The sequence below is a fragment of the Arthrobacter burdickii genome (assembly GCF_030433645.1).
In the GTDB taxonomy this organism is placed as follows: domain Bacteria; phylum Actinomycetota; class Actinomycetes; order Actinomycetales; family Micrococcaceae; genus Arthrobacter_D; species Arthrobacter_D burdickii.
In genome coordinates this window covers 1206101-1231544 of sequence record NZ_JAROCG010000001.1, presented here as the reverse complement: position 1 = coordinate 1231544, position 25444 = coordinate 1206101, and the positions used below count along the sequence as shown (strand labels likewise).

Here is a 25444-nt window from a genome sequence, read left to right as displayed (position 1 = left end):
TCTAGTGGGCCACGGCGGCCGCGCCGTGTTCGTCGATCAGGGCGCCGGTCTCGAACCGCTCCAGCGCGAACGGCTTGTTCAGTTCGTGCGGCGTCCCCGTGGCGATGGTGTGGGCAAAGGTGAGCCCGGCCGCGGGAGTTCCCTTGAATCCGCCGGTCCCCCAGCCGCAGTTGACGAACATGTTGTCCACCGGCGTCGTGCCGATGATGGGTGAGGCATCGAGCGTGGTGTCGACGATCCCGCCCCAGGTCCGCAGCACGTGCGCCCGCGCGAAGATGGGGAACAGCTCGACGGCGGCAGCCATCTGGTGTTCGATCACGTGGAAGGATCCGCGCTGGCCGTACCCGTTGTAGGAGTCGACGCCGGCGCCCATGACCAGTTCGCCCTTGTGGGCCTGCGAGACGTAGACGTGCACGTGGTTCGACATGACCACGGTGGGGTGGACCGGTTCGTGCAGTTCGGAGACCAGTGCCTGCAGGGGATGGGACTGGATGGGCAGCCGGAAGCCTGCCATCTCCGCCAGGACCGAACTGTGGCCGGCGGCGCACAGCCCGACCTTCTCGGTATGGATTGTCCCCCGGGTGGTCTCGACGCCCACCACGCGGTTTCCGTCCTTCAGGAACCCCGTGACCTCGCAGTTCTGGATGATGTCCACGCCGAGCTCGTCGCATTTGCGCGCGAAGGCCCAGGCCACGTGGTCATGCTTCGCGATGCCGGCGCGCGGCTGGTACGTGGCGCCCATGACCGGGTAGCGGATGTTGTCGCTGATGTTCAGGATGGGGCACAGTTCCTTGACCTGCTGGGGGTCGAGCCACTCCGCGTCCACGCCGTTGAGCTTGTTCGCTCCGACCCGGCGCATGCTCTCGCGGACATCCCCCAGGGTGTGGGCCAGGTTCATCACACCGCGCTGGCTGAACAGGAAGTCGTATTCGAGCTCTTCGGGCAGGATCTCCCACAGCTTGAGGGCGTGCTCGTAGATGGCCGCGCTCTCGTCCCAGAGGTAGTTGGAGCGGATGATGGTGGTGTTCCTGGCCATGTTGCCGCCGGCCAGCCACCCCTTCTCCAGGACGGCGATGTTGGTCATGCCGTGGTTCTTGGCCAGGAAGTAGGCGGTGGCAAGCCCGTGCCCGCCGCCGCCGACGATCACCGCGTCGTAGCTTTTCTTGGGCTCGGGGTTGTGCCACAGGAATTCCGGGTGCTCCGGAAGAAGATCGGCCATCATGCCACCTCGGTCGCGTCGGAGGAGAGGTTGGGGTAGAGAGGGAACTTGCCGGCCAGGATCTCGACCCGCTGCCGGAGTTCCGCGACGGTCTCGTCGCTGAACTCGCGCTTGAGTGCCGCGGCGATGATGTCCGCGACCTCGGTGAACTCCGTCCTGCCGAAGCCACGCGTGGCCAGCGCCGGTGTGCCGATACGGAGACCGGAGGAGACCATGGGCGGACGCGGGTCGAAAGGCACGGCGTTGCGGTTGACGGTGATGCCGATCCGGTGCAGACGGTCTTCGCCCTGTTGGCCGTCCAGTTCCGAATTGCGCAGATCCACCAGGACCAGGTGCACGTCCGTGCCACCGCTGACCACGGTCACACCTGACTCCGCAACATCGGCGGACAGCATGCGTTCCGCGATGATGCGGGCGCCTTCCAGAGTGCGTTCCTGGCGGTCGCGGAATTCCGGCTCGGCAGCGAGCTTGAACGCGACAGCCTTTCCGGCGATGACGTGCTCCAGCGGGCCGCCCTGCTGTCCGGGGAACACCGCGGAGTTGACCTTCTTGGCGATGGCGGCGTCATTGGTCAGGATCACACCACCGCGCGGGCCGCCGAGGGTCTTGTGGGTGGTGCTCGTGACGATGTGGGCGTGCGGCACGGGGCTGGGGTGGAGTCCTGCAGCCACCAGACCTGCGAAATGTGCCATGTCCACCATCAGGTAGGCACCTACCCGGTCCGCGATGCGGCGGAACTCGGCGAAGTCCAGCTGCCGGGAGTAGGCGGACCAGCCGGCGACGATCAGCTGCGGCTTGTTCTCGACCGCCAGGCGCTCGACCTCGGCCATGTCGATCAGGTGGTCTTCTTCACGCACCCCGTACGGGACGACCTTGTAGAGCTTGCCGGAGAAGTTGATGCGCATTCCGTGTGTCAGGTGACCACCGTGCGCGAGGTTCAGCCCCAGGATGGTGTCGCCGGGCTGGATGAGGGCGAACATCGCCGCTGCATTGGCCTGGGCACCTGAGTGGGGCTGCACATTGGCGAATTCGGCGCCGAACAAGGACGTGAGGCGGTCGATGGCCAGCTGCTCGATGACGTCGACGTGCTCGCAGCCGCCGTAGTAGCGCTTGCCCGGGTAGCCTTCGGCGTACTTGTTGGTCAGGACGGATCCCTGCGCCTCCATGACCGCAGTCGGGGCGAAGTTCTCGGAGGCGATCATCTCGAGAGTGCCCTGCTGGCGTAGCAGTTCCTGCTGCACGGCGGCGTGGACCTGCGGATCGGTCTCTGCGAGCGAGCGGGTCAGAACGTCGACCATCGTTTTCTCCTAAGTCTGCAACTAATATCCGGTTGATATATTAGTGATTGGACACAAGTATTCTACCGACCCCGAAGGGTGTCAACAGCTGGCGGACGGTTCGGGGAATCCGGGCTAGGCGGCGAACAGCGCTTCGCGCACCGCGTGCTCGAAACCACTGACATGGACCCGCGCGAGCTCCGCGGCCCGGGCCTCGTCGCCGTCGATGACCGCGCGCAGCAGGTCTACATGCTCATGCACGTGGCGGGAGAGGTCGGGAAGGCGGTCCAGGACCATGCACCAGATCCGCGTCGCCAGATTGTCGTAGCGGATCAGGACGTCTTCGAGGTGGGGGTTGCCGGCGGCCGCGTAGATGCCCTGGTGCACGCGGGCGTCCAGGCGCAGGGTCTCGACCACCGAAGCGGCACTCGTGTCGAAGGACTCGACCGCGCGGATCACGGCCCGCAACTGCTCCTTCATCGACTCCGACGCCACCCGCGCTGCCCGGGAGGCGGCAAGAGGCTCGAGCTGGGTACGGATCTCGGAGATGAACGCGAGATCGGTGACCTCCACCCTGGTGGCAAAAGTACCCCTCCGCGGATAGGAGACGACGAGGCGGTCCAGCTCCAGCCGCTTCAGGGCTTCACGCACCGGGGTCCGGCCGACGCCCAGCTCCTTGGCGAGGTCGTCGTCGTTGATGAGGTCGCCGGGCCTGATGTCGAGCATCAGCAGCCGGTCCCGGATGCGCTCGTAGGCTACGTCAGCCAACGACCTCTTGGCCGCATCAGCGATTGCCAGAACTTCGAACGCCATGGCGTGAACCCCTCTCCCCTTCGAACCGGGAAGGCTCTTGACCCTTCCCGCGAAACCAGTATACGCTCTCTTCCAGTCCTAATATATCAGTCGTAGACATTGGAATATATCCAGAAGGAGGGGACATGACCCTAGTGGCGACAGATTCATCGACCAGCACGCTGCCTCAGTCGGAGGCCCACGTGGAAGACCAGACGCAGAAGTTCGTACTAACCTTGTCGTGCGTCGAACGTGCGGGCATCGTCCAGGCGGTCACCACCTTTCTCTTCGAACGTGGTTTCAACATCGACGAGCACCAGCAGTTCGATGACGGCCTCCGCCAGACACTGCATCTGCGCTCCGCCTTCTCGGGCTCCTCTGCCTACAACCCGGAGCGGCTCCAGGAGGAGTTCCGCCCGATCGCCGACCGCTTCGACATGAAGTTCAGCTTCCATGACCAGACGAAGCAACGCATCCTCGTGATGGTGTCCAAGTTCGGCCACTGCCTGAACGACCTGCTCTTCCGCTGGCGCGGCGGCAGCCTGGGGGGTGAGATCGCCCTCGTGGTCTCCAACCATGAGACCCACCGGGCGATGGCCGAGGCCGCCGGCCTCCCCTTCATCTACCTCCCGGTCACTCCTGAGACGAAGGCGGCTGCTGAACAACGCCTGCTGGAACTGGTGGACGAGCATGACATCGACCTCGTGGTGCTCGCCCGGTACATGCAGGTCCTGTCCGACGACCTCTGCCGTGCCCTCGAGGGCCGTGCGATCAACATCCACCATTCGTTCCTTCCTGGGTTCAAGGGTGCACGCCCCTACCACCAGGCCTACGATCGCGGCGTCAAGCTCGTCGGCGCAACGGCCCACTACGTGACCGCGGAACTGGACGAAGGACCCATCATCGAACAGGAAGTCATTCGGGTCGACCACAGCTATGGACCGACCGCCCTTTCGACGGTCGGCCAGGACGCCGAAGCACTGGCACTCTCACGCGCGGTGCGGTGGCACTGCGAGCACCGCGTGCTGCTGGACCGGACCAGCACCGTCGTGTTCCGGTAAGCACGAACCACCAGACCAGCAGAGACAACCCATGGATATCAGCAGGAGAAGCCACATGGCATCGACGCCAAACATCGTCATCATCGGAGCTGGCATCGTCGGCACGAACCTCGCCGACGAACTGGTCACCCGGGGGTGGAACAACATCACGGTCCTGGACCAGGGGCCCCTGAACATGCCCGGGGGTTCCACGTCCCATGCCCCGGGTCTCGTCTTCCAGACGAACCCCTCGAAGACCATGGCCGCTTTCGCCAAGTACACCGTCGAGAAGTTCCTGTCCCTGACCGAGGACGGCGTCAGTTGCTTCGACCAGGTCGGTGGCCTCGAAGTCGCCACCACCGAGACCCGCCTGGCTGATCTGAAGCGGAAGCTCGGATACGCCGCTTCGTGGGGGATCAGTGGAAAGATCCTCTCCCCCGCTGAGTGCAAGGAGCTCTACCCGCTCCTGAACGAGGAGGACGTCCTGGGCGGGCTCCACGTCCCCACCGACGGCCTGGCGCGCGCCGCCCGTGCCGTGCAGCTGCTGATCAAGCGCACGGAAGCAGCAGGCGTCACGTACCGGGGCAACACCACGGTCACGGGCATCCAGCAGTCGGGACGTCGCGTCACCGGCGTCGAGACCTCCGAAGGTGTCATCCCCGCCGACATCGTGGTCTCCTGCGCAGGCTTCTGGGGCGCCAAGATCGGCGAGATGATCGGCATGGTCGTCCCCCTCCTCCCCCTGGCCCACCAGTACGTGAAAACCACTCCGGTTCCGGCCCGCAAAGGCCACAACGAACTTCCCAACGGAGCGTCGCTGCCGATCCTGCGTCACCAGGACCGGGACCTCTACTACCGCGAACACGGCGACCGCTACGGCATCGGTTCCTACGCGCACCGTCCGATGCCCGTGGACCTCGAGGACCTGGGCTCCTACGACCCGGACAGCATCAGCGATCACAACATGCCCTCCCGTCTCGACTTCACCCTGGAGGACTTCCTCCCGGCCTGGGAGGACACCAAGCAACTGCTTCCGGCGCTGCGGGAATGCGAGATCGAGGACGGCTTCAACGGCATCTTCTCCTTCACCCCCGATGGCGGGGCCCTGGTGGGTGAGTCCAAGGAGCTCGACAACTTCTTCGTGGCCGAAGCCGTCTGGGTGACCCACTCGGCCGGTATCGCCCGGGCCGTCGCCGAGCTCCTGACCACCGGCAAGTCCTCCATCGACCTGGGTGAATGCGACATCCACCGTTTCGAAGAGGTCCAGCTGACCCCCGAGTACGTCAGCGAGACGTCCCAGCAGAACTTCGTGGAGATCTACGACGTCCTGCACCCGCTGCAGCCCAAGCTGTCCCCCCGCAACCTGCGCGTCAGCCCTTTCCACGCCCGCCACAAGGCACTGGGAGGGTTCTTCCTGGAGTCCGGCGGGTGGGAGCGCCCCTACTGGTTCGAAGCCAACGCGGACCTGCTCAAGGAGATGCCGGCCGAGTGGCAGCCACCCGCCCGTGACGCCTGGTCCGCGATGTTCAGCTCGCCTATTGCAGCCGCTGAAGCCTGGAAGACCCGTACCGCGGTGGCCATGTACGACATGACCCCCCTCAAGCGCCTCGAGATCTCCGGCCCGGGAGCACTGAAGCTGCTGCAGGGGCTCACCACCGGGGACCTGTCGAAGAAGCCCGGCGCAGTCATCTACACCCTCCTGCTGGACGACGCCGGCGGCATCCGAAGCGATATCACCGTGGCCCGGTTGAGCGAAGACACCTTCCAGCTCGGAGCCAACGGAAACATGGACACCGCGTACTTCGAGCGGGCCGCACGCCACCAGACCGAAAGCGGAACCGCCGGCGACTGGGTGCAGGTGCGCGACACGACAGGCGGCACCTGCTGCATCGGCTTGTGGGGCCCCCTCGCCCGGGACCTGATCAGCACTGTCAGCAGCGACGACTTCTCCAACGACGGTCTTCGTTACTTCCGGGCCAAGCAGGTCGTCATCGGCGGCGTCAGCGTGACCGCGATGCGCCTGTCCTACGTCGGCGAACTGGGCTGGGAACTGTACACGAGCGCGGACAACGGCCAGCGCCTCTGGGATGCCCTGTGGAAGGCCGGGCAGCCCTACGGCGTCATCGCCGCGGGCCGGGCCGCCTTCAGCTCGCTGCGCCTGGAGAAGGGCTACCGCTCGTGGGGTACCGACATGACCACCGAGCACGATCCCCTGGAAGCCGGCCTCGGATTCGCCGTGAAGATGACCAAGGAGGACTTCGTCGGAAAGGCCGCCCTGGAAGGCCGCACCGAGGAGAACTCCGCCCGCCGCTTGCGCTGCCTGACGGTCGACGACGGCCGGAGCCTCGTGCTCGGCAAGGAACCGGTCTTCTACAAGGACCAGGCAGTCGGTTACGTCACCAGCGCCGCGTACGGCTACACCGTCGCCAAACCGATCGCCTACGCGTATCTTCCTGCCGAAGTCAGTCTCGGGGACTCGGTCGAGATCGAGTACTTCGGACGGCGCATCCAGGCCACGGTCACCGCGGATCCGCTCTACGACCCCACGATGACCAGGCTCCGCGGCTGATCCACCCGCCGGACCATTCCACGGGCACGCGGCCCGGACTCGTTCCCTCGCAACCGGAGTCCGGGCCGTTGCTCGTCCAGGGCAGCCTCAAACCCTGCCGGTCGACCCAAGCTTCAGCCCAGGAGGACACATGATCAGGTCAGAAACGATCGACGCTTACCTCGCACGGCTTGCCTCGCGCGAACCGACCCCAGGCGGCGGTGCGGCGGCGGCGCTCCACGCCGCCCAGGGGGCAGCGCTCGTCGCCATGGTTGCCAGATACACCACAGGCCCCAAATACGAGCAGCACGACGAACTCGTCCGACGCATCATCAGCGCCTCCGACTCACTGGTCATCGAGGCCCTGGGTCTGGCGGATGCCGACGAGAGTGCGTTCCAGGGTGTCATCGATGCGTATCGACTTCCGTCCGGGACGGATGAACTCCGAGCCGCACGGACGACGTCCATCCAGGAGGCGCTCATCCTGGCGGCGCAGACACCCGCCCAGCTCATCAGGCTCGCCGGCACCATCGTGGAGCTTGCCACGGAGCTCTTCGAGGTCGCGAATGCCACGGTGATCAGCGACGTCGCTGCTGCCGCCGACGCAGCCCGCGCAGCCGCAACCACCGCGCGCGTGAACATCGACATCAACGTGGTGGCCATCAAGGACGTCGCAGCCCGATCGCGGTTGGCCGACCAGACCGACGGCCTCGAGGAGAAGGTCGTCCTGGCAGCGGACTCCCTCATGGGGCGCGTGCGTGGCAGGATTCTCGGTTGAGCGCCGTACTCCTCTCCGGAAAACAGCTGGCACAGACGATTCGGGAGAAGGCCCACCAGGCGGCCCGGGATCTCGAAGCCGACGGGCTCCGCCCCACGCTCGCAGTGGTCGTCGCCACCGACGACGGCTCCACGCACTGGTATGTCCGGTCCATCGAACGTGCCGCCGGCAGTGCCGGCATCGGGTGCCGCATCGTGGACCTCGGCCCCGATGCCACCGAACAGGTCCTGGCCTCGGTCCTGCAGGACCTCAGCGGGGATCCATCCGTTTCCGGCATCATCCTGCAGACACCTCTGCCTCCCGGCGTGGGAACAGATGAACTGGTCGGCCACATCGCCCCGGAGAAGGACGTCGATGGCGCGAACCCGTTGAGCCTTGGCCGTCTTGCCGTGGGCCGTCCCTCGTTCGCCCCGGCTACTGCCCGCGCCGTGATCGAGATCCTCGACCACTTCGACATTCCGCTGGCAGGCCGGAACGTGGTCGTCATCGGCCGTTCCGCCGTGGTGGGAAAACCGCTGTCCCTGCTGCTGCTGGAGCGCGACGCCGCAGTCACCGTCTGCCACTCCAGGTCGGGTCCGCTGGAGAAGTACACCAGGACGGCCGACGTCGTGGTCGTCGCGGCCGGGCGCACGGGACTGCTGAACGGCGGCCACGTCTCGTCCGGGGCCGTCGTGATCGACGTCGGCACCAACGTCCTTCCCGACGGATCCCTCGTCGGGGACGTCGACGAGGGCAGCGTGCGGGGCATCGCCGCGGCCCTGACTCCTGTCCCGGGCGGCGTGGGCTCCGTCACCACGTCCCTGCTCCTCCTGCACACGGTCGCGGCCGCGCGGGAACAGGCGCGTACCCTGGTTCCCGGATCGGCCGGATGATCCATCCCGGGCACGACTGTCACCCCGCGGAACCCGTCATCATCTCCACCGAAGGCCTGGAATCACGTCGAGGGCGGGCCTTCCTGTCCGCCCTCGTGCAACTGCTGGAGCCCTTCTGCACGGTATGGGCTCATTCCGACCGGGAAGCCGACAGGGCTGTGCCGCACGCGCCCGGCGAATGCCCCGACGTCGTCCTCGTGACCGGCCGGGGCGATGCCGGGCACTGCAGGCTCCGGATCCTCCCCGGACCGCAGGACTCCCTCGGAGACGCACCGACGGAGATCACCGTCCTGGATCCGTCGCACCCGGACGCGCCGCTGCACGCTGCTCGGGCCATGGCGCAGCTTCCCGCCCTCGCCGCGGTCCGCGGTCTCGGGCAGCTGTCCGTCCCCCCGTCCCTCCACTGTGTCCCGCTTGCCGCCTATCCCGATCCGGAAGCGGCCTTCCTCGAATTCCATGGGCTCTCCAGCCACCGCGTCTGGCTGGACAGCTCGAACGCTGCCACGGACCCCGTGGCCGGACGCAACCGCTACAGCATCATGGCTGACGATGCGGGCAGCCGTGGACTGAGGGCACAGCATGCGAACGGCGTGACGACCGTGGAATCGAAGCTGGTGGTCACCCGGATCCCGGGTCCCTTCTTCAGCTGGCTGGAAAGGAACTGGCCCAGCGATCAGGCACCGGATCCGGGGGGTCTTCCCGGGCTGGGGTTCGCCCTCGGCTGGCTGGGTTACCTGGGGTACGAGCTCAAGCGGGAGTGTGGCGGGAATACGGTGGAATCACCGCTGCCGGATGCCTCGTTGATCCGCTGCACCCGGGCCGTGGTGTTCGACCACGAAGCACGGTGCGTGTTCCTTCTGGCGGAAGCCGGTCCGGAAGGCCTGCAGTGGTGCAGGAACGCCGCCCTACGCATCCGGAGCCTGCCCTCGGCGCCCCGCCGCCTCAGCAGCCGGTTGCCGGACGTGAAGTTCAGCGCAGCGGATTCCAGCCGGTTCTACCTTCGGAAGATCGCTGCATGCCAGGACGAGATCGTGCAGGGGAACTCCTACGAGGTGTGCCTCACGACCCAGATCTTCGACGATCTCCACGAGAGCCTGGATCCGCTGGACTTCTATCGCCGGCTCCGCCGGGCCAGCCCAGCACCGTTCGCCAGCTTCGTCCAGCTCGGCGCAGTGGCGATCGCGAGCTCCTCGCCAGAGCGGTTCCTCAGCATCACGGCCGAGGGCCACGTACGCGCCGAACCCATCAAGGGGACCCGACGACGGGGTGCGTTCCACCAGGCGGACGTGCAGCTGAAGCATGAGCTCAAGACATCGCCGAAGGACCGGGCGGAGAACATCATGATCGTGGACCTGATGCGGAACGACCTCTCCCGGCATGCAGAACCGGGAACGGTCTCGGTCACGCGGCTCTGCGACGTCGAGACGTACACGACGTCGCACCAGCTGGTCAGCACCATTGAAGCCACCATCGCCCGGGACGGTTCGAGGACGGCCGTCGTCGCGGCTGCATACCCGCCCGGTTCGATGACAGGGGCTCCCAAGATCAGCAGCATGGATATCCTCGACCGATTGGAATCCCTCCCGCGCGGGCCCTATTCGGGTGTGGTGGGCTACTTCTCCCCCGGCGGCGCCGCGGACCTGTCCGTCACCATCCGTAGCGCCGTGTTCTCCACTCCTCCCGGGGACGTCCAGCGGCTGTCCGTGGGTATCGGCGGGGCCATCACGGCCGACTCCGACCCTGCGGATGAGCTGGCAGAGATCCACACCAAGGCCACCGCCATCCTCGGGGTCCTCGGGGCCACCTTTCCCGTATCCGCCGGCGCCGAGCGGGTATCCGCCCGGGCTACAGCACAGCCCGGATGTGGTTCTCGAAATCGGTGACGTGCCGGGTGGTCAGCCGCGCAGCAGCGTCGGAGTCCCCGGCCGCGATGTATTCGAGCAGCTCGATATGCTGCGCGATGTGCTCGGACACCGGCGGGAGCTTCTCGAGCACAAGACTCCAGATCCGCGTCGCGAGGTTGTCGTACCGGATCAGGACGTCTTCCAGATGCCTGCTCCCGGTGGCCCGGTAGATCATCCGGTGGACCCGCAGGTCCAGACGCATGAGATCCTGCTGCGACTGCATCCCCGGCAACAGCTGCCCGACTTCCCGCGCGAAGTCCCGGAGCTCGCTCCGGAGCTGCGGCGAGGCATGTCGCGCAGCCCGCGCAGCTGCCGCCGGCTCCAGGAGCTGTCTGATCTCGGCGATCTCGGCCAGGTCCGTGATGTCCACGCCGGCGGCGAATGTTCCGCGCCGGGGGTAGGCCACCACCAGATGGTCGCTCTCGAGCCGTTTCATGGCTTCGCGGATCGGCGTCCTGCCGACGCCGAGTCGCCGGGAGATGACGTCGTCGTTGAGGGGCTCGCCCGGCTTGATGTCCAGGACGATCAGTTCGTCGCACAGGACCCGGTAGGCGAAGTCGGCGAAGGACTCGTCGTCCTGCCTCAGCGGCGCCGACGGAACCCCCGCCTGCACCGGTGCTCCGCCAGCGTCTGCCATCTCCAGGTCTCCTCCCGATGAGCCCCGGGTCTCGACGCCCCAGCTCCCGATTCATCCTATTCCCGCGCCTGAGCTATAGACGCGGATCCAGTCAAGCGCTAGAGTACCACTGATATATCAAGCATCGTGGGCAGAACATATCAGCGTTAATCCCCTGAACACGAAAGAAGCGTGTGCACGAAACATGAGCCCCCGAAGGTGGAAGGGGTGAACCCACCCCGTTTCCATCGTCGCTGGCGCACTCGTGACTGTCGCACCAGCCAAAGCCGCACCGTTCCGCTCGGTCCAATTCCCGAGCGCCGCGGCCACTCGCAGACTCATGCCTCACCGAGCAAAGGACCCGCTCATGGCTTTTGATAGTGACCTGAAATCCCACGTACCCGAGGAATCGCCTGCGGACAAAGGCATCGGAGGAGACAGGAACCCTGCCGTCCTCGATCCGGAGGAAGGAGGCGCACCGCCCGAGCCCGACGCCGAGTACGAAGAGATTCTCGAAGAGCTGCGCCATGCCAAGACCGAGCAGGCAGTTGCCGATCGCCGGAACCATAGGCTCGTGCTCGACAAGGCCACGTTCGGGATCACCGGCGCCATCGCCATCGCCTTCGTCATCTGGGGCTTTGCCGGACGCGACAGCCTGTCCGAGACGTCCACGGGAGCCCTCAACTGGGTCATGGAGTACACCGGATGGTTCTTCATGCTCACGGCATCTCTCTTCGTGGTCTTCGTCCTGTGGCTGGCCCTGGGCAAGTTCGGCGACATCCCGCTGGGCAAGGACGGCGAAAAGCCCGAATTCCGCACTGTCTCCTGGGTCGCGATGATGTTCGCCGCGGGCATGGGCATCGGGCTGATGTTCTACGGCGTGGCCGAACCGCTCTACCACTACATCTCTCCCCCGCCCGGGACAGTGGATGGAAGGACACCCGCAGCAATCCAGACGGCCATGGCCACCTCGATCTTCCACTGGACCCTGCACCCCTGGGCCATGTATGCCGTCGTGGGTATCGCCATGGCCTACGGGACCTACCGCCTGGGCCGCAGGCAACTGATCTCCGTCGCCTTCACGTCGCTCTTCGGCGTTCGAACGGTCGAAGGGCCGGTCGGGAAGTTCATCAACATCCTGGCCATCTTCGCCACCCTGTTCGGGACCGCCGCATCGTTGGGCCTGGGCGCCCTGCAGATCGGCAGCGGCATGACCTCCAATGGTTGGTTCGGTGAAATCGGCACCCCCGTGCTCGTGGCGATCGTCGCCGTCCTGACCCTGTGCTTCGTCGCTTCGGCCGTCTCGGGCATCAGCCGCGGCATCCAGTGGCTCTCCAACATCAACATGATCCTGGCCGTCGTCCTCGCGTTGATCGTCTTCCTCGTCGGACCCACCCTTTTCATCCTCAACCTGATCCCCTCCGCGGTGGGCGACTACGCGCGGGACCTCGCCGAGATGTCGTCCCGGACCGAAGCGGTCGGTGATGAGTCACTGCGGAGTTGGATGTCCAGCTGGACCATCTTCTACTGGGCCTGGTGGGTGTCCTGGACGCCTTTCGTAGGCCTCTTCATCGCCCGCATCAGCCGCGGCCGCACGATCCGCCAATTCGTCACCGGTGTGCTGCTGGTGCCCAGCCTCGTCAGCGTCATCTGGTTCGCCATCTTCGGAGGCGCAGCCTTCGACGTCCAGCAGAAAGCCGACGCAGCCAACACCCCCGGCCTGGTCACGATGGTCGACGGGACACCGTCTATCAACTTCGACGGAGCACTCTTCGACCTGATCAAGAACCTGAGCATGCCTGGCTGGGCTACCGCTGCCGTCATCGTGCTGGCCATGGTCCTGGTCGCCATCTTCTTCATCACGGGCGCCGATGCTGCCTCGATCGTGATGGGATCGCTCAGCTCCAATGGCGCCGAGCACCCCCGTCGGGGAGTGGTCATCTTCTGGGGCTGCCTCACCGGCACCGTGGCGGCGGTCATGCTGCTCGCCGGCGGCGATCAACCATCGGAAGCTTTGAACGGTCTGAAGCAGATCACCATCGTGGCAGCTCTACCGTTCGTCATCGTCATGCTGCTGCTCTGCTTCGCCCTCACCAGGGACCTGCGTCGGGATCCTCTCTCCCTGCGGCGCCGCCTGGCCACCTCCGTCGTGGAGCGGGCCATACGTACCGGCGTGGAACAGCACGGCGGCGCGCAGTTCGACCTCGTGACGAAGCACGAGTGCGCGGAAAAGTGCTCCGACTCGGATTGTCCCGGAGGACCCGCGACGGGGATCATCCCAACCGTCGAGCCCCGGCGTTCCGGTTCGCACACTCAATAACTGCGCACCTCGAGTAAGCAACCCACCTCGGCGGCATGCGGCCTGCTCCGGCCCGTGCCGCCGAGGCGCGTCCGCCCTCCGACGCCGGGCAAAGGCTCCGGACAGGCGGGCATGTCGCCGCCACCTGTCGCTTCCGCGACGACCTCCTGGACCTGCCGGCCCGTCGGCAACGAATCGCGTCCATGGAGTCTCAGTGGTCGTCGTCGGGCCGGGCGGTGAGTATCCGATCGGCCCTGACCTGCAGGATGCCGAGCGACTCCTGGATCAGGGGCGATGCGATGCTGCCCCTACGTACCGCAGCGACAATGCGCCGTGAGGGTTTCCCTCTCCCCGTGATGCGCATCCGGACCACGTTCTCGGCACCATGCAGGGGTGCCAGTCGCGGCAGCAGGCCCACGCCCAACCCCGCACCGACGAACGCGATCAGGGTCTCCCATTCAACGGCCTCATGGGCGACCCGCGGTGTCGCCCCGACCGCCGTGAACGCCGCGGTGAACAGGGAATGGTAGGTGGACCCGGCCGCCTCGGTGATCCAGGGTTCCGACGCCAGCTCGTCGAGCGTCACCGCCTCCCGCGACGCCAACGGATGGTCGGAGGGAATGATCACGTCCAGGGGATCGTCGAGCAGAACAGTCTGGTCGAAGCGCGGATCGTCCTCGACATGGGCGTCCGAATGGGCGTCGGACTGCATGGCGACGACGACCGCGAGGTCGATCCGCTCGGCAACCAGCAAGTCGAAGCAGCGGTCCGGTTCGGCCTCGAGTACCTGTACCTTCAGCAGGGGGCGTGTCGAGCGCAGGGTGGCGGCCAGTGGCGCGAGCAACTGGGCGGCCGCCGTGGAGAATCCGCCGAGGCCGAAACTGGACTGGACCTGGTCGCCGGCTTCCAGGGCCGCGGCGCGCAGGCTCTCCCATTGCGCAGTGAGAGCGTCCGAGCCTGCCACGAGGAAGCGACCCGTGGCGGTCAGCCGCACGCCCCGGCCGTCCTTCGTCAGCAGCTGCATTCCCAGTACGCGCTGGAGTTCACGCAATTGCGCGGAGACGGCGGAGGGAGAGAATCCGGTGAGCTCCGCGGTTGCGCCGACAGTGCCGCACCGGGCGAACACCCGCAGTGTTGTGAGCCGGGGATCGATCATGCACCTATTGTGCACTGTTATCTCCAGAATCTTGCGCTTTTGTTGCAACGCGATTGTGACTAATCTCATGCCAACACCATCTTCGGTAACGCCCTTCGTGCCCACTGGCCCGGTGCCTCCACGAAGCGCATACTTGCCCAGCCCTCTCGGGAGGAACCCATGTCTGCTCCAGTGAACGCGCCGCTCAACCCACGCGGGAAACTCGTATCCTCCTTGCCTGCCGAGCAGCTGGCCGAGATCACCGAGTTGTTCGATTTCCGGCGTGTGGGATATTCCCTCGACGCCCCCTTCTACACGGATCCGACGATCTTCAGCGTCGACATGCAGGCCATCTTCGGCCGGCACTGGATCTTCGCCGCCAGCATCGCCGAGCTCCCGGAGCCGGGCGACTACGTCACCGTCGACTACGGGCCCTACTCCCTGATCGTGCTGCGCAATGACGACGGCGGCGTGAACGTCCTGCACAACGTGTGCCGCCACCGCGGCGCCCGCGTCCTGACCGAACCCGCGGGGACCACGGGAAACCTGGTGTGCGGCTACCACTCCTGGACCTACTCCACCGACGGTAACCTGATCCACGCCTCCGCACCGGGGGAGACGAAGTTCGACAAGGGCTGCTTCGGCCTCAAGCGAGCCCACAGCCGCGTGGTCGCCGGACTCGTCTTCGTCTGCATTGCCGACGAACCGCCGACGGATTTCGACGAGACCTCCAAGATCTTCGAGCCCTACCTCGCACCCCACGATCTGGCGAAGACGAAAATCGCCTACCAGCAGAACATCATCGAAGAGGGCAACTGGAAGCTCGTCATGGAGAACAACCGTGAGTGCTACCACTGCGACGGCCACCCGGAGCTCGCTTGTTCCCTCTTTCCCACCTGGGGCCTGACGGAGGGGCTGATCCCGGCCCACCTCGAGGAGGTGTGGGACCGCAACAAGGCAGCGCAGTCCTCGCTCGAGGAGCGTTGCCGCCGCTATGGCCTTCCCTACGAGGTCGTCGAGGAGCTCGACACCCGCGTGGCGGGAATCCGTATCTCCAGGGAATCGCTCGACGGCGACGGCGAATCGTTCTCCCCCGATGGGCGCAGGCTCTCGAAGAAGCTGCTCGGTGACCTGCGGGACTTCCGCCTCGGTCGCTGCTCGATGCACCTGCAGCCCAACAGCTGGTTCCATTTCCAGGGGGACCACGTCATCACGTTCGCCGTCTTCCCCGTCAACGAACATCAGACACTGGTACGCACCACCTGGCTGGTGGCCGACGACGCCGTGGAAGGCGTCGACTACGACCTGGAGAAACTCACCTACACCTGGAAGCAGACGAATCTGCAGGACAAGGCGTTCGTGGAACTGTGCCAGAAGGGCGCCGGCAGCCCCGCCTACGAGCCCGGCCCGTACATGAAGAGCGAATACCAGGTGGAGGCGTTCATCAACTGGTACGTGCAGCGCGTGCAGGAGCACTTGGCATGACCGAACTCCTCACTGACAGGGCAATCCGGGAGCCACAGCGCATCCGCGGTCTCGAGATGCCGTGGAATCGGGTGATGGGGAGTACCGAGGGACCCGCCCGCGCCGCCCACGCCCTGGGCCCCTGGCATCCGCAGGAGTTTCTGGCCGAATGCGTCGAGACCGTCCCCGAGGTGGGCGGCATGATGACCTTCGTGTTCCGCCGCTGCGACGGTGCACCCCTCGCGTTCCGTGCGGGCCAGTACGTGAACATCGCCTTTCCCGTGAACGGCGAGGACCAGGACGCGGTGGACCGCAGTTACTCCCTGTCCAGTTCGCCCACCCAGCCGTGGACCTTCGACATCACGGTCAAGCGCGACACTACTGGACTGGTCTCACCCTGGGTGCACGAGAACGTTCGACCCGGCACCGTCCTCGAGATGCTCGGACCGGTCGGGGCATTCCACCTGCCGGACGCGGACCGCCGGGCACGGTATCTCCTGCTGGCCGCCGGTGCAGGCATCACCCCCATCATGTCGATGGTGCGGACCATCCACTCGCTGCCCGGACAGGCCGATGTCGTGGTGCTCTACCACGGAGCCGAGGCCGGAGGATTCGCCTTCCACCAGGAGCTGGCCTACATCGAGTCCGTCGACTCGCGCGTGAAGGTCTTCTACGCCCTGGGCGACCGCAGTAGACCCGAAAGTTGGGAATGGCTCAGCGGGAGGCTGACGGCGGCCATGCTCGACGAGGTGGCGCCCGATGCGAATGGCCGCCAGGTCTATGCCTGCGGCCCCGAGGGCTACCTGAACACCGCCACCGAACTCCTGCGGAAGGTCGGCGTCGACGACACCTCCATCAACATGGAATTCTTTTCCGGAGACCGCCAGACGCTCCTCGAATACCAGGCAGAGGTCGCGCTTGCAGGGGACATTGCCGAGGAAATCGCCGAGGAAATCGCCGATTCCGCTGAGGACTACTATGAAAGCCAGCCCTCGGCCTTCGGGCTCTACGAGCCCGGCTACGACGCCGACGGAACCCTGAAGGCCACGGGGCTGCCACTGGAAACCGTCGACCCGGGCGAGCCCCGCCCCGGAGCCCCCGAGGGCGGGCCGGACGCGGAGGGCGGCTCCCCCGATGTCTCGAGCTTCGACACGGTCGGAACTGGAGACCTCACCCTGTCCTTTCTGCGCACCGGCATCAACGTGCGCATCGACCCCACGGAACACATCCTCGGGGTGGCCCAGCGTGCGGGCGTTCGAATCGGCGCGAACTGCAAGGAAGGCATGTGCGGCTCCTGCAAGATCGTCAAGCTTTCCGGGGAGGTCGAGATGAACCACCAGGGCGGAATCCGGGCACGGGAAATCGATGCAGGCAAGTTCCTGCCCTGCTGCTCGACCGCGCAGACCGATCTGGTGATCGACGCGTAGGGGCTTCTAACCGCTTCAGGGCCCTGATGGCGGACCCTCCCGCCGGACGCTACATTCGACACTGTCCGGGCAGGCAGCCAGAACACGAACGGGCCGTCCTGCGCGAGGCATCAGTGCGTTCCGCGACAAGGAAGCGAGTGGCATGGCGAAGCTCGATCTACGGACGAGGCTGATCGGCAAGGCGATCGCCGGGCTGTCCCCCGCCGGCAGCAGTGATGAGCGGATCATCGCCGGCCAGCAGCGGTCCATCGGCCACAACCCCCTGATCGACTGGCTCCTGGGAGGTCTTGCGCCCGGCGTGACCGTTCGTGAGGACACTGCTGCTGGGGCGGCCGGGAGGATCCCCGTACGGGTGTACCGCCCGGCGGGCCTCGCCCGGCCCTTGCCGCTCGTCATCCTCATGCACGGCGGTGGCTGGGCGACCGGCACGCTCGACACCTATGACTGGCTGGCGAGCAGCATGGCCCAGCAGGCACAGGCCGTCGTCGTGTCCCTCGACTATCGCCTCGCACCTACGCACCGGTGGCCCGCCGCCGCGGAGGACTGCTATGCCGCCTTCCTCGAGATCGTCGACCGTGCCGCGGAGTGGGAAGCGGACGCGACCAGGGTCGCAGTCGTCGGAGACAGTGCCGGGGGAAACCTGGCAGCGGTGGTCACGCTGATGGCGCGGGACCGTTCAGGTCCGGCGATCACCTTCCAGGGCCTGATCTATCCTGCGACGGACCTGACCCTCGGCAGCAGGTCGATCGAGGAGAATGCGACCGCGCCGATCCTGACCAAACGGGACATCACCGCATTCCGGGACCTCTACGCGCCGGACCCGCAGGACCACTCCAACCCCTACGCCTCGCCCCTGTTCGCAGATGAATTCAGCGGCCTGCCGGCGGCGTTGGTCCAGGTCGCCGAGCACGACCCGATCCGGGACGACGGACTGCGCTATGCTGCCGCGCTCACGGAGGCCGGCGTCCAGGTGCGTGTCACCACGTATGTCGGGATGCCGCACGGCTTCCTCGCGTTCCCGCGCATCTGCCGGAGTGCCCCGCAAGCCCTCGAGGAATTGTGCGCCGAGCTGCGCCGGCACCTCAGCACCGCAGATCGAGGGCACTTCGCGGATTCCGGCTCCGACACGCCCTGACGCACGGACTCCGGGAAGCCCGTCGAGCCCCCGCTGGAGCGTCGGCTCCCCCGCCCTGCCGGTAGCCTTGGGGGTGATGGAGCCACAAGCACAGACCCCCGACCAGCCGCACCGCACCCAGCCGGTTTCCTTCGTCCGGCGGGGTTCGCGCCTCCAGGGCAGGCGCCGTGAGGCCTGGGACGAACTCGCGGAAGCCTTCCTGATCGACGTGCCGCGGGTGGAGAACGCCGACACCTCGGTGGCCCCCGGCTTCGTGCTCGACGTCGAAGCGACGTTCGGGCGGTCCGCGCCCCTGGTCGTCGAGGTCGGTTCAGGGCTGGGCGAGGCCATCACACATGCGGCCGAACTCGATCCGGACCGCGACTACCTCGCCCTGGAGGTCTACCGTCCGGGTCTCGCCCAGACCATGCTGCGCATCAGCCAGAAGGACCTGACCAACGTGCGGACCGCCCAGGTGAACGCCGCGGAGGCCTTTGCGGGCATGATCCCAGCGTCGTCCGTCGCCGAGCTCTGGACGTTCTTCCCCGATCCCTGGCACAAGGCACGCCACCACAAGCGCAGGCTCGTCAAGGACGACTACGTGGACCTCGCGGCCCGGGTCATCGAACCCGGCGGCATCTTCCGCCTCGCCACGGACTGGTCCAGCTACGCGGTGCAGATGCGTGCCGTCTTGGACGCGAGCGGGCAGTTCGAGAACCTGCACGACGGCGAGCGCTCCGGTGCCGACAGTCCCCTCACCCAGGTGTGGGAGAGCGGGGTGGAGTCCGTGGTGGGCGGCGCCCCGGTGCGGGAGGGCCGCGATCCGGTGAGCACCGGCAACACAGGCGTCAACGAGGGGGTCGACGAGCTCGGTGGGTGGGCCCCCCGCTTCGAGGGCCGCACACTCACGAGTTTCGAGAACAAGGCGATCAAGGCCGGGCGGATGGTCTTCGACCTCACCTACCGCCGCCGCTGAGCGGGCGGCATGGGATGGTGCAGCCGCACGGCGTCCGGCCGTGGGGAAAGCCGATGACGGACGCCCCCTGGTCGGGCCACCCGAAGAATTCGCCCGCCTACCGGCGGATCCTGCTCGCCCTGCTGTTTGCCGGGCTGGCGACCTTCGCGCAGTTGTACTCCCTGCAGGGAGTACTGACCGGGCTTGCGTCCGAATTCAGGGTCTCGCCCGCGGAGGCGGCGCTCTCGGTCTCCGCGGCGACACTGGGCCTGGCGCTCGCCGTTCTTCCCTGGTCCGCCGTCGCGGACCGTGCGGGGCGCAGGCGGACGATGACCTGGGCCATCGGCGCCGCCGTCGTCCTCGGTTTCCTCGCCGCCCTGGCACCCACCTTCGGCCTGCTGATCGCCCTCCGCTTCCTCGAGGGCGTGGCGCTCGGCGGTGTCCCCGCCACCGCGCTCGTGTACCTGCACGAGGAAGTACAGAAGCTCCATGCCGCTGTGGCCGCGGGCACCTACATCGCCGGCACGACGCTGGGCGGACTGGCAGGACGACTCGTGGCCGGGCCCGTCGGGGATGCGTTCGGGTGGCGGGCAGGCGTGCTGAGCGTCAGCATCATGGCGGGAGGCGCCGCCGTCGCCTTCGTCCTGCTCGCTCCCCGGCCGCGCGGTTTCCACCCCGTCGTCCGGGGGCAGGGCCCGTCACTCGTCCGACGTGTCGCCACCAACCTGCGCTCCCCCCGGCTCCTGGCCGTCTACGCGCAGGGGTTCCTCCTCATGGGCGGATTCGTCGCGGTCTACAACTACCTCGGATTCCACCTCGAGGCACCGCCGTTCCTGCTGCCTGCATCCCTGGTGAGCCTGCTGTTCCTCGCCTACCTCTCGGGCACGGTGACCTCGCGGCTGGCCGGAGGCCTGAGCGTCCGGTTCGGACGCCTTCCCGTCCTCCTCGCGGCGGTTCCCGTGATCCTGGCCGGGCTCGCGATAACACTCGCGGGGTCCATCCCCCTGGTGGTCCTCGGCCTCGTGATCTTCACGGGCGGCTTCTTCGCCGCCCATTCCGTCTCCTCCGGCTGGACACCCGTCCTTGCGAGCACCGGACGTGCCCAGGCGTCCGGGCTCTACAACTTCGCGTACTACGCCGGGTCGAGCCTCCTCGGCTGGCTGGGCGGCCTGTTCTTCGGCCAGTCCGGCTGGCCGGGGGTTGCCGCGTTCAGCGGCACACTGGCCCTGGCGGCAGGCCTCCTCGCCGTCATCGGGTTGCGTGGTGCGCCCGGCAGCGCCCCTCCCGCCCGCCGGACCGCCTGACGGCACTCCCCCCGCCCGTCGGACCGATCGACGGCACTCCCCTCGCCCGTCGGCGGTCGCTCATCCCGGCTCCGTCGGAGTAGATTCACTGGAGTCGGAGCGACCGGGCGATCCGGGATGCGAGCACCAGGAGAACGCAGGACCATGGGTATTTTCAGGCGCCGGGCCGCCGCGGGCCGGCGCATCGGCAGGGGAATCGGCAGGGACCCCATTGCGGACTTCTGGCAGTGGTGGGCCGACGACGGCGAGGACCTGCTGACTACCGCGACGCGTGCCGGCGACTTCGACGCGTACGTCGATGTGATGACCACCCGGGTCAAGGCGATCGCCCGCGGCCTCGAATGGGAGACGCGGACGGGCACCGAGGCGGAGCACACCCTCTGCGTCTCGAGCGGCGGGAATCCGTCGCTGCGCCCTGTGGCTGAGCGCTGGTACCGGGCATCGCCCCCCGCGAGCAGGCGGTGGGAGTTCGTTCCCGCCCGCAGCGCCAAACCGGACATGCTCGAGTCCACCATCACCTACCGCGGCAGGTCGTTCGACTTGCGCCGCACCCGGATCCACACGTCCCTGACCCGGGCCGGCGACGGTTTCATCGTGTCCGTCCACAACCCCGGTTTCACGGGCCAGTGGGACGACGAGCACGGCCTCTGCGTTCTGATGCTCGAATGGCTCCTGGGAGAGGATGACGTCGAACGCTGGGTCCGCCGCGTGGACTGCATCGTCCACGACGTGGTGGACAGCATTCCGGCGGCCGACCTGCCCGCCCGGGTGGCCGAGCTCGCCCGTACCGCACCCGAGCCGGGGTGGCTCCTGATGGAGGGGAAGCTGGGCTCGGGCCATCCCATCCTGGTGCGTGTGCTGCGGCCGCTGCGCTGGATCGACCATCCGAACTTCGACCTGCACTCGGGACTGCGCGTCGCGTTCGACGCCGATGAGCGGGGACTGCCGCGGCCTGCGGTCCTAGCGGAGCTGGACGATCTCGAGGATGGGCTGGTACAGGCCCTCGGGCAACGCGGCATGCTCGTGGCCGCCGAGACCTCGAAGGGTGCCCGGACGTTCCACTTCTACTCCGATTCGGAGGACCAGAACGGGCGGGACGTCTTCGACACCGCAGCTCGCGGCCGCCGTTCCGTCACCGCGAGGCACACGCTCGACCCGGGCTGGCGGAAAGTGCAGGATTTCGCGTGATGGCAGGTGCTGCCGGCATCGGGCACAGCCATCGGCTACACGCCGGCGATGGCGCAGCGGCGCCCAGCGCACACCGTTCCCTGCATCACGGAATGCGGACTCCCGCAAGGGCCACGGCGCATCCTGCTGCCCGTGGAAGAATGCGCAGGTACCGCACGCGACTTCGCTCGGGACGATGAGGCGGGGTGAACCTGGTCTTCAACGGGGAGGAAGTGCGATGGTAGGAGCTGCATGAGGCTGGATGTTGTGACGCTACAGGTTGCGTTCGGGGTGATCGCACTGACCCTGCTGGTCCTGTTCTACGGGGTCGGCGTACGTCGCAGCCACTCGACCTACAGCAGGTGGTGGTGCGCGGCAATCGCCTGCTTCCTCACCGGGACCGGTCTCTATCTGTTCGACGGCACCCCCCATCAGGTCTGGGCGAACCCGGTCGGCAACGCCCTGCTGGTGGCAGGCTCCGCATGCGTGTGGGGCGGCGCACGGGCCCTCCGGGGGACGGCACCCGGACCATGGCAGATCCTGCTCGCGCCGGTCATGACGGTTGTCGCGTCAGCGTTCGACAGCCCTTCGACCAATACCTGGTCCGGCGGAGGTTTCCTCCTGGCGTTCATGACGGTCTTCATCGGCCTGGCCGCCACCGAGATATGGCGGCTGGACCCGAACACGACTACCACGCAACGCCCCCTGGCGGTCGCTTCCGGCGCCCTGGGGCTGTACTACCTCTGCCGGTGGGTTGCCTTCCTGACCGCCGGCCCTTCATCACCGGTCTTCCAGTCCTACTTCGGGACCATCCCCACCACGCTCTTCACGATGGTCCTGCTGATCGTGGTGTCCTTCACCATGGCGACACTCAGCAACGAACAGGCCCTCAGGGAACTACGGGCGCAAGCCAGCCATGACGAACTGACCCAGATCCTGAACCGCCGGGGGTTCCTCGAGCTGGCAACATCCGAGATTCGCCGCCTCCCCACCAGGAACACACCCTGCACCCTGGTCCTGGCCGACATGGACCACTTCAAACAGGTCAACGACACGCACGGGCACCCCGCAGGAGACGCTGTGCTCCAGGCGGTCGCAGCAGCCTGCATCCGATCGGTGCGATCCACGGATCTGGTGGGACGCTACGGCGGGGAGGAGTTCATCCTCCTGCTCCCCGGAGCAGGAATGGACAGTGCGGAGGCGGTGACCGACGCCATCAGCAGCATCCTGCGCACGAGCCAGCCCGGCTTCGATTTCCCCCTGCCCACCATCAGCTATGGAATAGCGGCCCTGGCACCGGGGCCGGACCGGATCACCAACGCCATCGCCGCTGCCGACGCCGCCCTGTACACCGCCAAGAGGCGGGGCCGTGACCGCGCCATCAGAGCGGAACACCACTGAGCCATGGCTCCCTGCGCGTCCGGTCCGTGGCCTCCGGTCCGTGACCTCTGGTTCGCGGTCGACCTGATCTGGACGGTCAGCCCATCCGACCAGGGAGCCGCGTGTCAGAACGCCGACGACGGCAGGTCCCTCTCGCCCTCCCGGATAGCGGTGACGATGCGCCCGGCGACTGCCACCGGGTCCTTGCCCTTCGGAAGCTTCGGGGCGTCCCCGGCGATGGGCCTCGACGCCAGCCCGGTCTCGGTGTGCGGCGGACGGGCATCCAGCACCCGGACACCCTGCTTCCGGAGCTCCAGCGTCAGCGCCTTGCCGTAGGCACTGAGGCCGGCCTTGGTGGCCGAGTACGCGGCCATGCCCGCCGTCGGGCTCTCGGCGACGACGGCGCTGATCTGGGCCACGAACGAGTCCCTGCCCAGCTTCGGGGCCACATCGCGCATGAGCCGCATGTAGCCGAGGAGGTTGACGAGCACGAGTTCGTCGAGGGTGTCGTCGTCCACCTCGACGGCGGGACCGAAGGCGACGACCCCGGACGCGAAGACCACCCCGTCGAGCTCCCGTCCGTAGACGGCGGCAGCGATGTCCGCGGGACCGGTCAGCTTCCCCAGGTCGGCGGCAGCGCGACCGACGACGGCGTCGCCGAGTTCCTCCGCGAGCTGCGCAAGCTTTTCCTCGGACCGGCCGGAGAGCGTGAGCTGGGCGCCCTGGGCCGCCAGCTGGCGCGACAGCTCCGCGCCGAGCACCCCGGTAGCGCCGACGACGAGGACGTGGGACCCGCTCAGCTCTGTCATCGCCCGAGTGTAGCAACGCCCTCCCAGGCTTCTCCGTGCTTCGCATCCCCCGCTCATCGATAGCGCCACCGGCGGCAAGCGGGGCGCCAGTACAGTGGGGACATGAGCGAGATACGGAGCTGGCAGCCGATGGTGGACACGAATGCCGCGCGCCTCCTCCGCACGACGGGCCGGACGCCGGCGGAGTGGGCGACTGCGGCACGCGAGGCGGGGATCACCGGCCGCGACGAGCTGTCCCACTGGCTGAAGGACCAGGGTGTCACCGGGTACAACCTGATGAGCGTCGACTGGGAGGTCTTCGGGCTCCCGGAGTTCTTCCTCCGATCCGCCGACGAACTCTATGACGGCCAGTACGCGGACCGGCCGCACCTGAAACCCATCGCGGACCGGCTCCTCCTGTGGGCCGCCGAGACCCCCGGGACCGTCATCCAGATGCGCAAGACCTATGTGTCACTGCAGACGTCGCGCCGGAAGTTCGCGCAGGTCACGCCCACCACCAGGACCGCGGTGGACCTGTTCTTCCGCCTGGCGGTGCCGGATCTCCCGGGGCTCGAACCGGTCCGCACCAGTGACCCGTTCGCGTGGCGCATCCGGCTCCGCCGGGAGGAGGACGTCGACGACGCAGTCCTCCGGGCCCTCAGTGCTGCCCTGGAGGATAGCCTCGGGAGTTCCTCCGCTTGAGGTCCTCGAGCTCCTGCTGGGCGGCCGCCTCGGCTTCGAGCTCCTCGAAGGCCTGCTGGAGTCGCGGCGATGACGGGTCGGTCCACGACAGCTCCTCGCGGGCCTGGGCCTGCGCCTCGAAGCGCCTGACCTCGAGTTCGGCGCTGCGGCGCGCGGCGTCGATCGCCGCTGCCTCCCGCGACGAGGAGGCAAGCGCATCGTGGACGCCGATGGCCGCCTGTGCCGCCGCGCGGCGGGCGCGCAGGGCGTCGTAGTCCATCGCGTTCTGCCTCACGCGCTCCTCCAGCCGCTGCACGTCGTCATGGAGCCGGCGGGCCTGCTGCCCCGCTTCCTGCAGCTGCTTCGTGAGTGTCTCCAGGCGTCGTCGTGCCGTCATCGACTCACGGATCGCTGCGCGGGCGGCGTCGTCGTCACCGCGCTGCACCGCGGCGGCAGCTGCCGCCTCGACCCTGTTGAGGTAGTCGGCGGCGTCATTGGCTGCCAGCCCTACGCGGTGGTGGTGGGCCGCGACGTCGGCCGCCCCGCGCCGCGCCTGGTCGAGCAGCCTGCGTTGTGCCAGCTGCGCGTCCTGCGCCTGGACGCTCGGATCCTGCCTGGACTCGGCCGCCGCGGAGCGGTTGGCCTGCATGATGCGCGTGATGCGGCGTCTGATCGACACGTCGG

General features: G+C 67.3%; 21 protein-coding genes. 14 read left to right on the top strand and 7 right to left on the bottom strand.

The window, feature by feature from the left end; all coding sequences use genetic code 11:
* Position 1: 1 nt before the first annotated feature.
* The 3 genes from P5G52_RS05785 to P5G52_RS05775 form a co-directional block, all read right to left on the bottom strand.
* Entirely contained in the window at positions 2 to 1222 is a 1221-nt protein-coding gene (locus P5G52_RS05785; protein ID WP_435868646.1) for a sarcosine oxidase subunit beta family protein, read from the bottom strand.
* Positions 1219 to 2517 carry a serine hydroxymethyltransferase gene (gene glyA, locus P5G52_RS05780; RefSeq protein ID WP_301225492.1) on the bottom strand — a complete coding sequence of 433 codons (1299 nt, stop codon included), beginning with the start codon at positions 2515 to 2517 and terminating at the stop codon, positions 1219 to 1221. The genes P5G52_RS05785 and glyA overlap by 4 nt, the downstream gene beginning before the upstream one ends.
* 114 nt (positions 2518 to 2631) lie before the next feature.
* A complete protein-coding gene (locus tag P5G52_RS05775) occupies positions 2632 to 3309 on the bottom strand; it encodes a GntR family transcriptional regulator (protein WP_301225490.1) in 678 nt (225 codons plus the stop codon).
* A 125-nt stretch (positions 3310 to 3434) separates the two neighbouring features.
* Here P5G52_RS05775 and purU point away from each other — a divergent pair, with 125 nt between their 5' ends.
* The 5 genes from purU to P5G52_RS05750 all read left to right on the top strand — a co-directional run bounded on the left by purU (position 3435) and on the right by P5G52_RS05750 (position 10409).
* Positions 3435 to 4349: a formyltetrahydrofolate deformylase gene (gene purU / locus P5G52_RS05770; protein WP_301225488.1), complete on the top strand. Its 915-nt coding sequence runs from the start codon at positions 3435 to 3437 to the stop codon at positions 4347 to 4349.
* Between the two features lie 55 nt (positions 4350 to 4404).
* Complete coding sequence (locus tag P5G52_RS05765) at positions 4405 to 6897, top strand: GcvT family protein (protein WP_301225486.1); 2493 nt, start codon at positions 4405 to 4407, stop codon at positions 6895 to 6897.
* 130 nt (positions 6898 to 7027) lie between these two features.
* A complete protein-coding gene (locus tag P5G52_RS05760) occupies positions 7028 to 7654 on the top strand; it encodes a cyclodeaminase/cyclohydrolase family protein (protein ID WP_301225484.1) in 627 nt (208 codons plus the stop codon).
* Positions 7651 to 8526 carry a bifunctional 5,10-methylenetetrahydrofolate dehydrogenase/5,10-methenyltetrahydrofolate cyclohydrolase gene (locus P5G52_RS05755; protein WP_301225482.1) on the top strand — a complete coding sequence of 292 codons (876 nt, stop codon included), beginning with the start codon at positions 7651 to 7653 and terminating at the stop codon, positions 8524 to 8526. The genes P5G52_RS05760 and P5G52_RS05755 overlap by 4 nt, the downstream gene beginning before the upstream one ends.
* Complete coding sequence (locus P5G52_RS05750) at positions 8523 to 10409, top strand: anthranilate synthase component I family protein (protein ID WP_301225480.1); 1887 nt, start codon at positions 8523 to 8525, stop codon at positions 10407 to 10409. The genes P5G52_RS05755 and P5G52_RS05750 overlap by 4 nt, the downstream gene beginning before the upstream one ends.
* On the opposite strand, the gene P5G52_RS05745 is transcribed toward P5G52_RS05750, so the two are convergent.
* Positions 10372 to 11067, bottom strand: a complete 696-nt coding sequence (locus P5G52_RS05745; RefSeq protein ID WP_301225478.1) for a GntR family transcriptional regulator — start codon at positions 11065 to 11067, stop codon at positions 10372 to 10374. The two genes, P5G52_RS05750 and P5G52_RS05745, sit on opposite strands and share 38 nt — an antisense overlap.
* 346 nt (positions 11068 to 11413) lie before the next feature.
* Between P5G52_RS05745 and P5G52_RS05740 the strand changes: the two genes are divergently transcribed.
* Positions 11414 to 13366: a BCCT family transporter gene (locus tag P5G52_RS05740; RefSeq protein ID WP_301225476.1), complete on the top strand. Its 1953-nt coding sequence runs from the start codon at positions 11414 to 11416 to the stop codon at positions 13364 to 13366.
* 190 nt (positions 13367 to 13556) lie between these two features.
* On the opposite strand, the gene P5G52_RS05735 is transcribed toward P5G52_RS05740, so the two are convergent.
* Positions 13557 to 14501, bottom strand: coding sequence for a LysR family transcriptional regulator (locus tag P5G52_RS05735; RefSeq protein WP_301225474.1), 945 nt, complete (start codon positions 14499 to 14501; stop codon positions 13557 to 13559).
* 159 nt (positions 14502 to 14660) lie between these two features.
* Between P5G52_RS05735 and P5G52_RS05730 the strand changes: the two genes are divergently transcribed.
* The 7 genes from P5G52_RS05730 (at position 14661) to P5G52_RS05700 (ending at position 23312) form a co-directional block, all read left to right on the top strand.
* Positions 14661 to 15965, top strand: coding sequence for an aromatic ring-hydroxylating oxygenase subunit alpha (locus P5G52_RS05730; protein WP_301225472.1), 1305 nt, complete (start codon positions 14661 to 14663; stop codon positions 15963 to 15965).
* Complete coding sequence (locus P5G52_RS05725) at positions 15962 to 17371, top strand: ferredoxin reductase (protein ID WP_301225470.1); 1410 nt, start codon at positions 15962 to 15964, stop codon at positions 17369 to 17371. Before P5G52_RS05730 ends, P5G52_RS05725 begins: the two co-directional genes overlap by 4 nt.
* Positions 17372 to 17513: 142 nt before the next feature.
* Positions 17514 to 18506 carry an alpha/beta hydrolase gene (locus P5G52_RS05720; RefSeq protein ID WP_301225468.1) on the top strand — a complete coding sequence of 331 codons (993 nt, stop codon included), beginning with the start codon at positions 17514 to 17516 and terminating at the stop codon, positions 18504 to 18506.
* Between the two features lie 76 nt (positions 18507 to 18582).
* The gene (trmB, locus tag P5G52_RS05715; protein ID WP_301225466.1) at positions 18583 to 19461 is read left to right on the top strand and encodes a tRNA (guanosine(46)-N7)-methyltransferase TrmB; all 879 of its coding nucleotides are present in this window, start codon (positions 18583 to 18585) and stop codon (positions 19459 to 19461) included.
* Between the two features lie 53 nt (positions 19462 to 19514).
* A complete protein-coding gene (locus P5G52_RS05710) occupies positions 19515 to 20744 on the top strand; it encodes an MFS transporter (RefSeq protein WP_301225464.1) in 1230 nt (409 codons plus the stop codon).
* A gap of 144 nt (positions 20745 to 20888) precedes the next feature.
* On the top strand, positions 20889 to 21932 hold the full coding sequence (locus tag P5G52_RS05705) for a DUF695 domain-containing protein (protein WP_301225463.1): 1044 nt from the start codon (positions 20889 to 20891) through the stop codon (positions 21930 to 21932).
* Positions 21933 to 22163: 231 nt separating this feature from the next.
* The gene (locus P5G52_RS05700; protein ID WP_301225462.1) at positions 22164 to 23312 is read left to right on the top strand and encodes a GGDEF domain-containing protein; all 1149 of its coding nucleotides are present in this window, start codon (positions 22164 to 22166) and stop codon (positions 23310 to 23312) included.
* 104 nt (positions 23313 to 23416) lie between these two features.
* Here P5G52_RS05700 and P5G52_RS05695 read toward each other — a convergent pair whose 3' ends face one another.
* Positions 23417 to 24100 carry an SDR family NAD(P)-dependent oxidoreductase gene (locus P5G52_RS05695; RefSeq protein ID WP_301225461.1) on the bottom strand — a complete coding sequence of 228 codons (684 nt, stop codon included), beginning with the start codon at positions 24098 to 24100 and terminating at the stop codon, positions 23417 to 23419.
* A gap of 102 nt (positions 24101 to 24202) precedes the next feature.
* Between P5G52_RS05695 and P5G52_RS05690 the strand changes: the two genes are divergently transcribed.
* Positions 24203 to 24781 carry a hypothetical protein gene (locus P5G52_RS05690; protein WP_301225459.1) on the top strand — a complete coding sequence of 193 codons (579 nt, stop codon included), beginning with the start codon at positions 24203 to 24205 and terminating at the stop codon, positions 24779 to 24781.
* On the opposite strand, the gene P5G52_RS05685 is transcribed toward P5G52_RS05690, so the two are convergent.
* Positions 24738 to 25439, bottom strand: coding sequence for a PspA/IM30 family protein (locus P5G52_RS05685; protein WP_301225457.1), 702 nt, complete (start codon positions 25437 to 25439; stop codon positions 24738 to 24740). The two genes, P5G52_RS05690 and P5G52_RS05685, sit on opposite strands and share 44 nt — an antisense overlap.
* Positions 25440 to 25444: the final 5 nt, after the last annotated feature.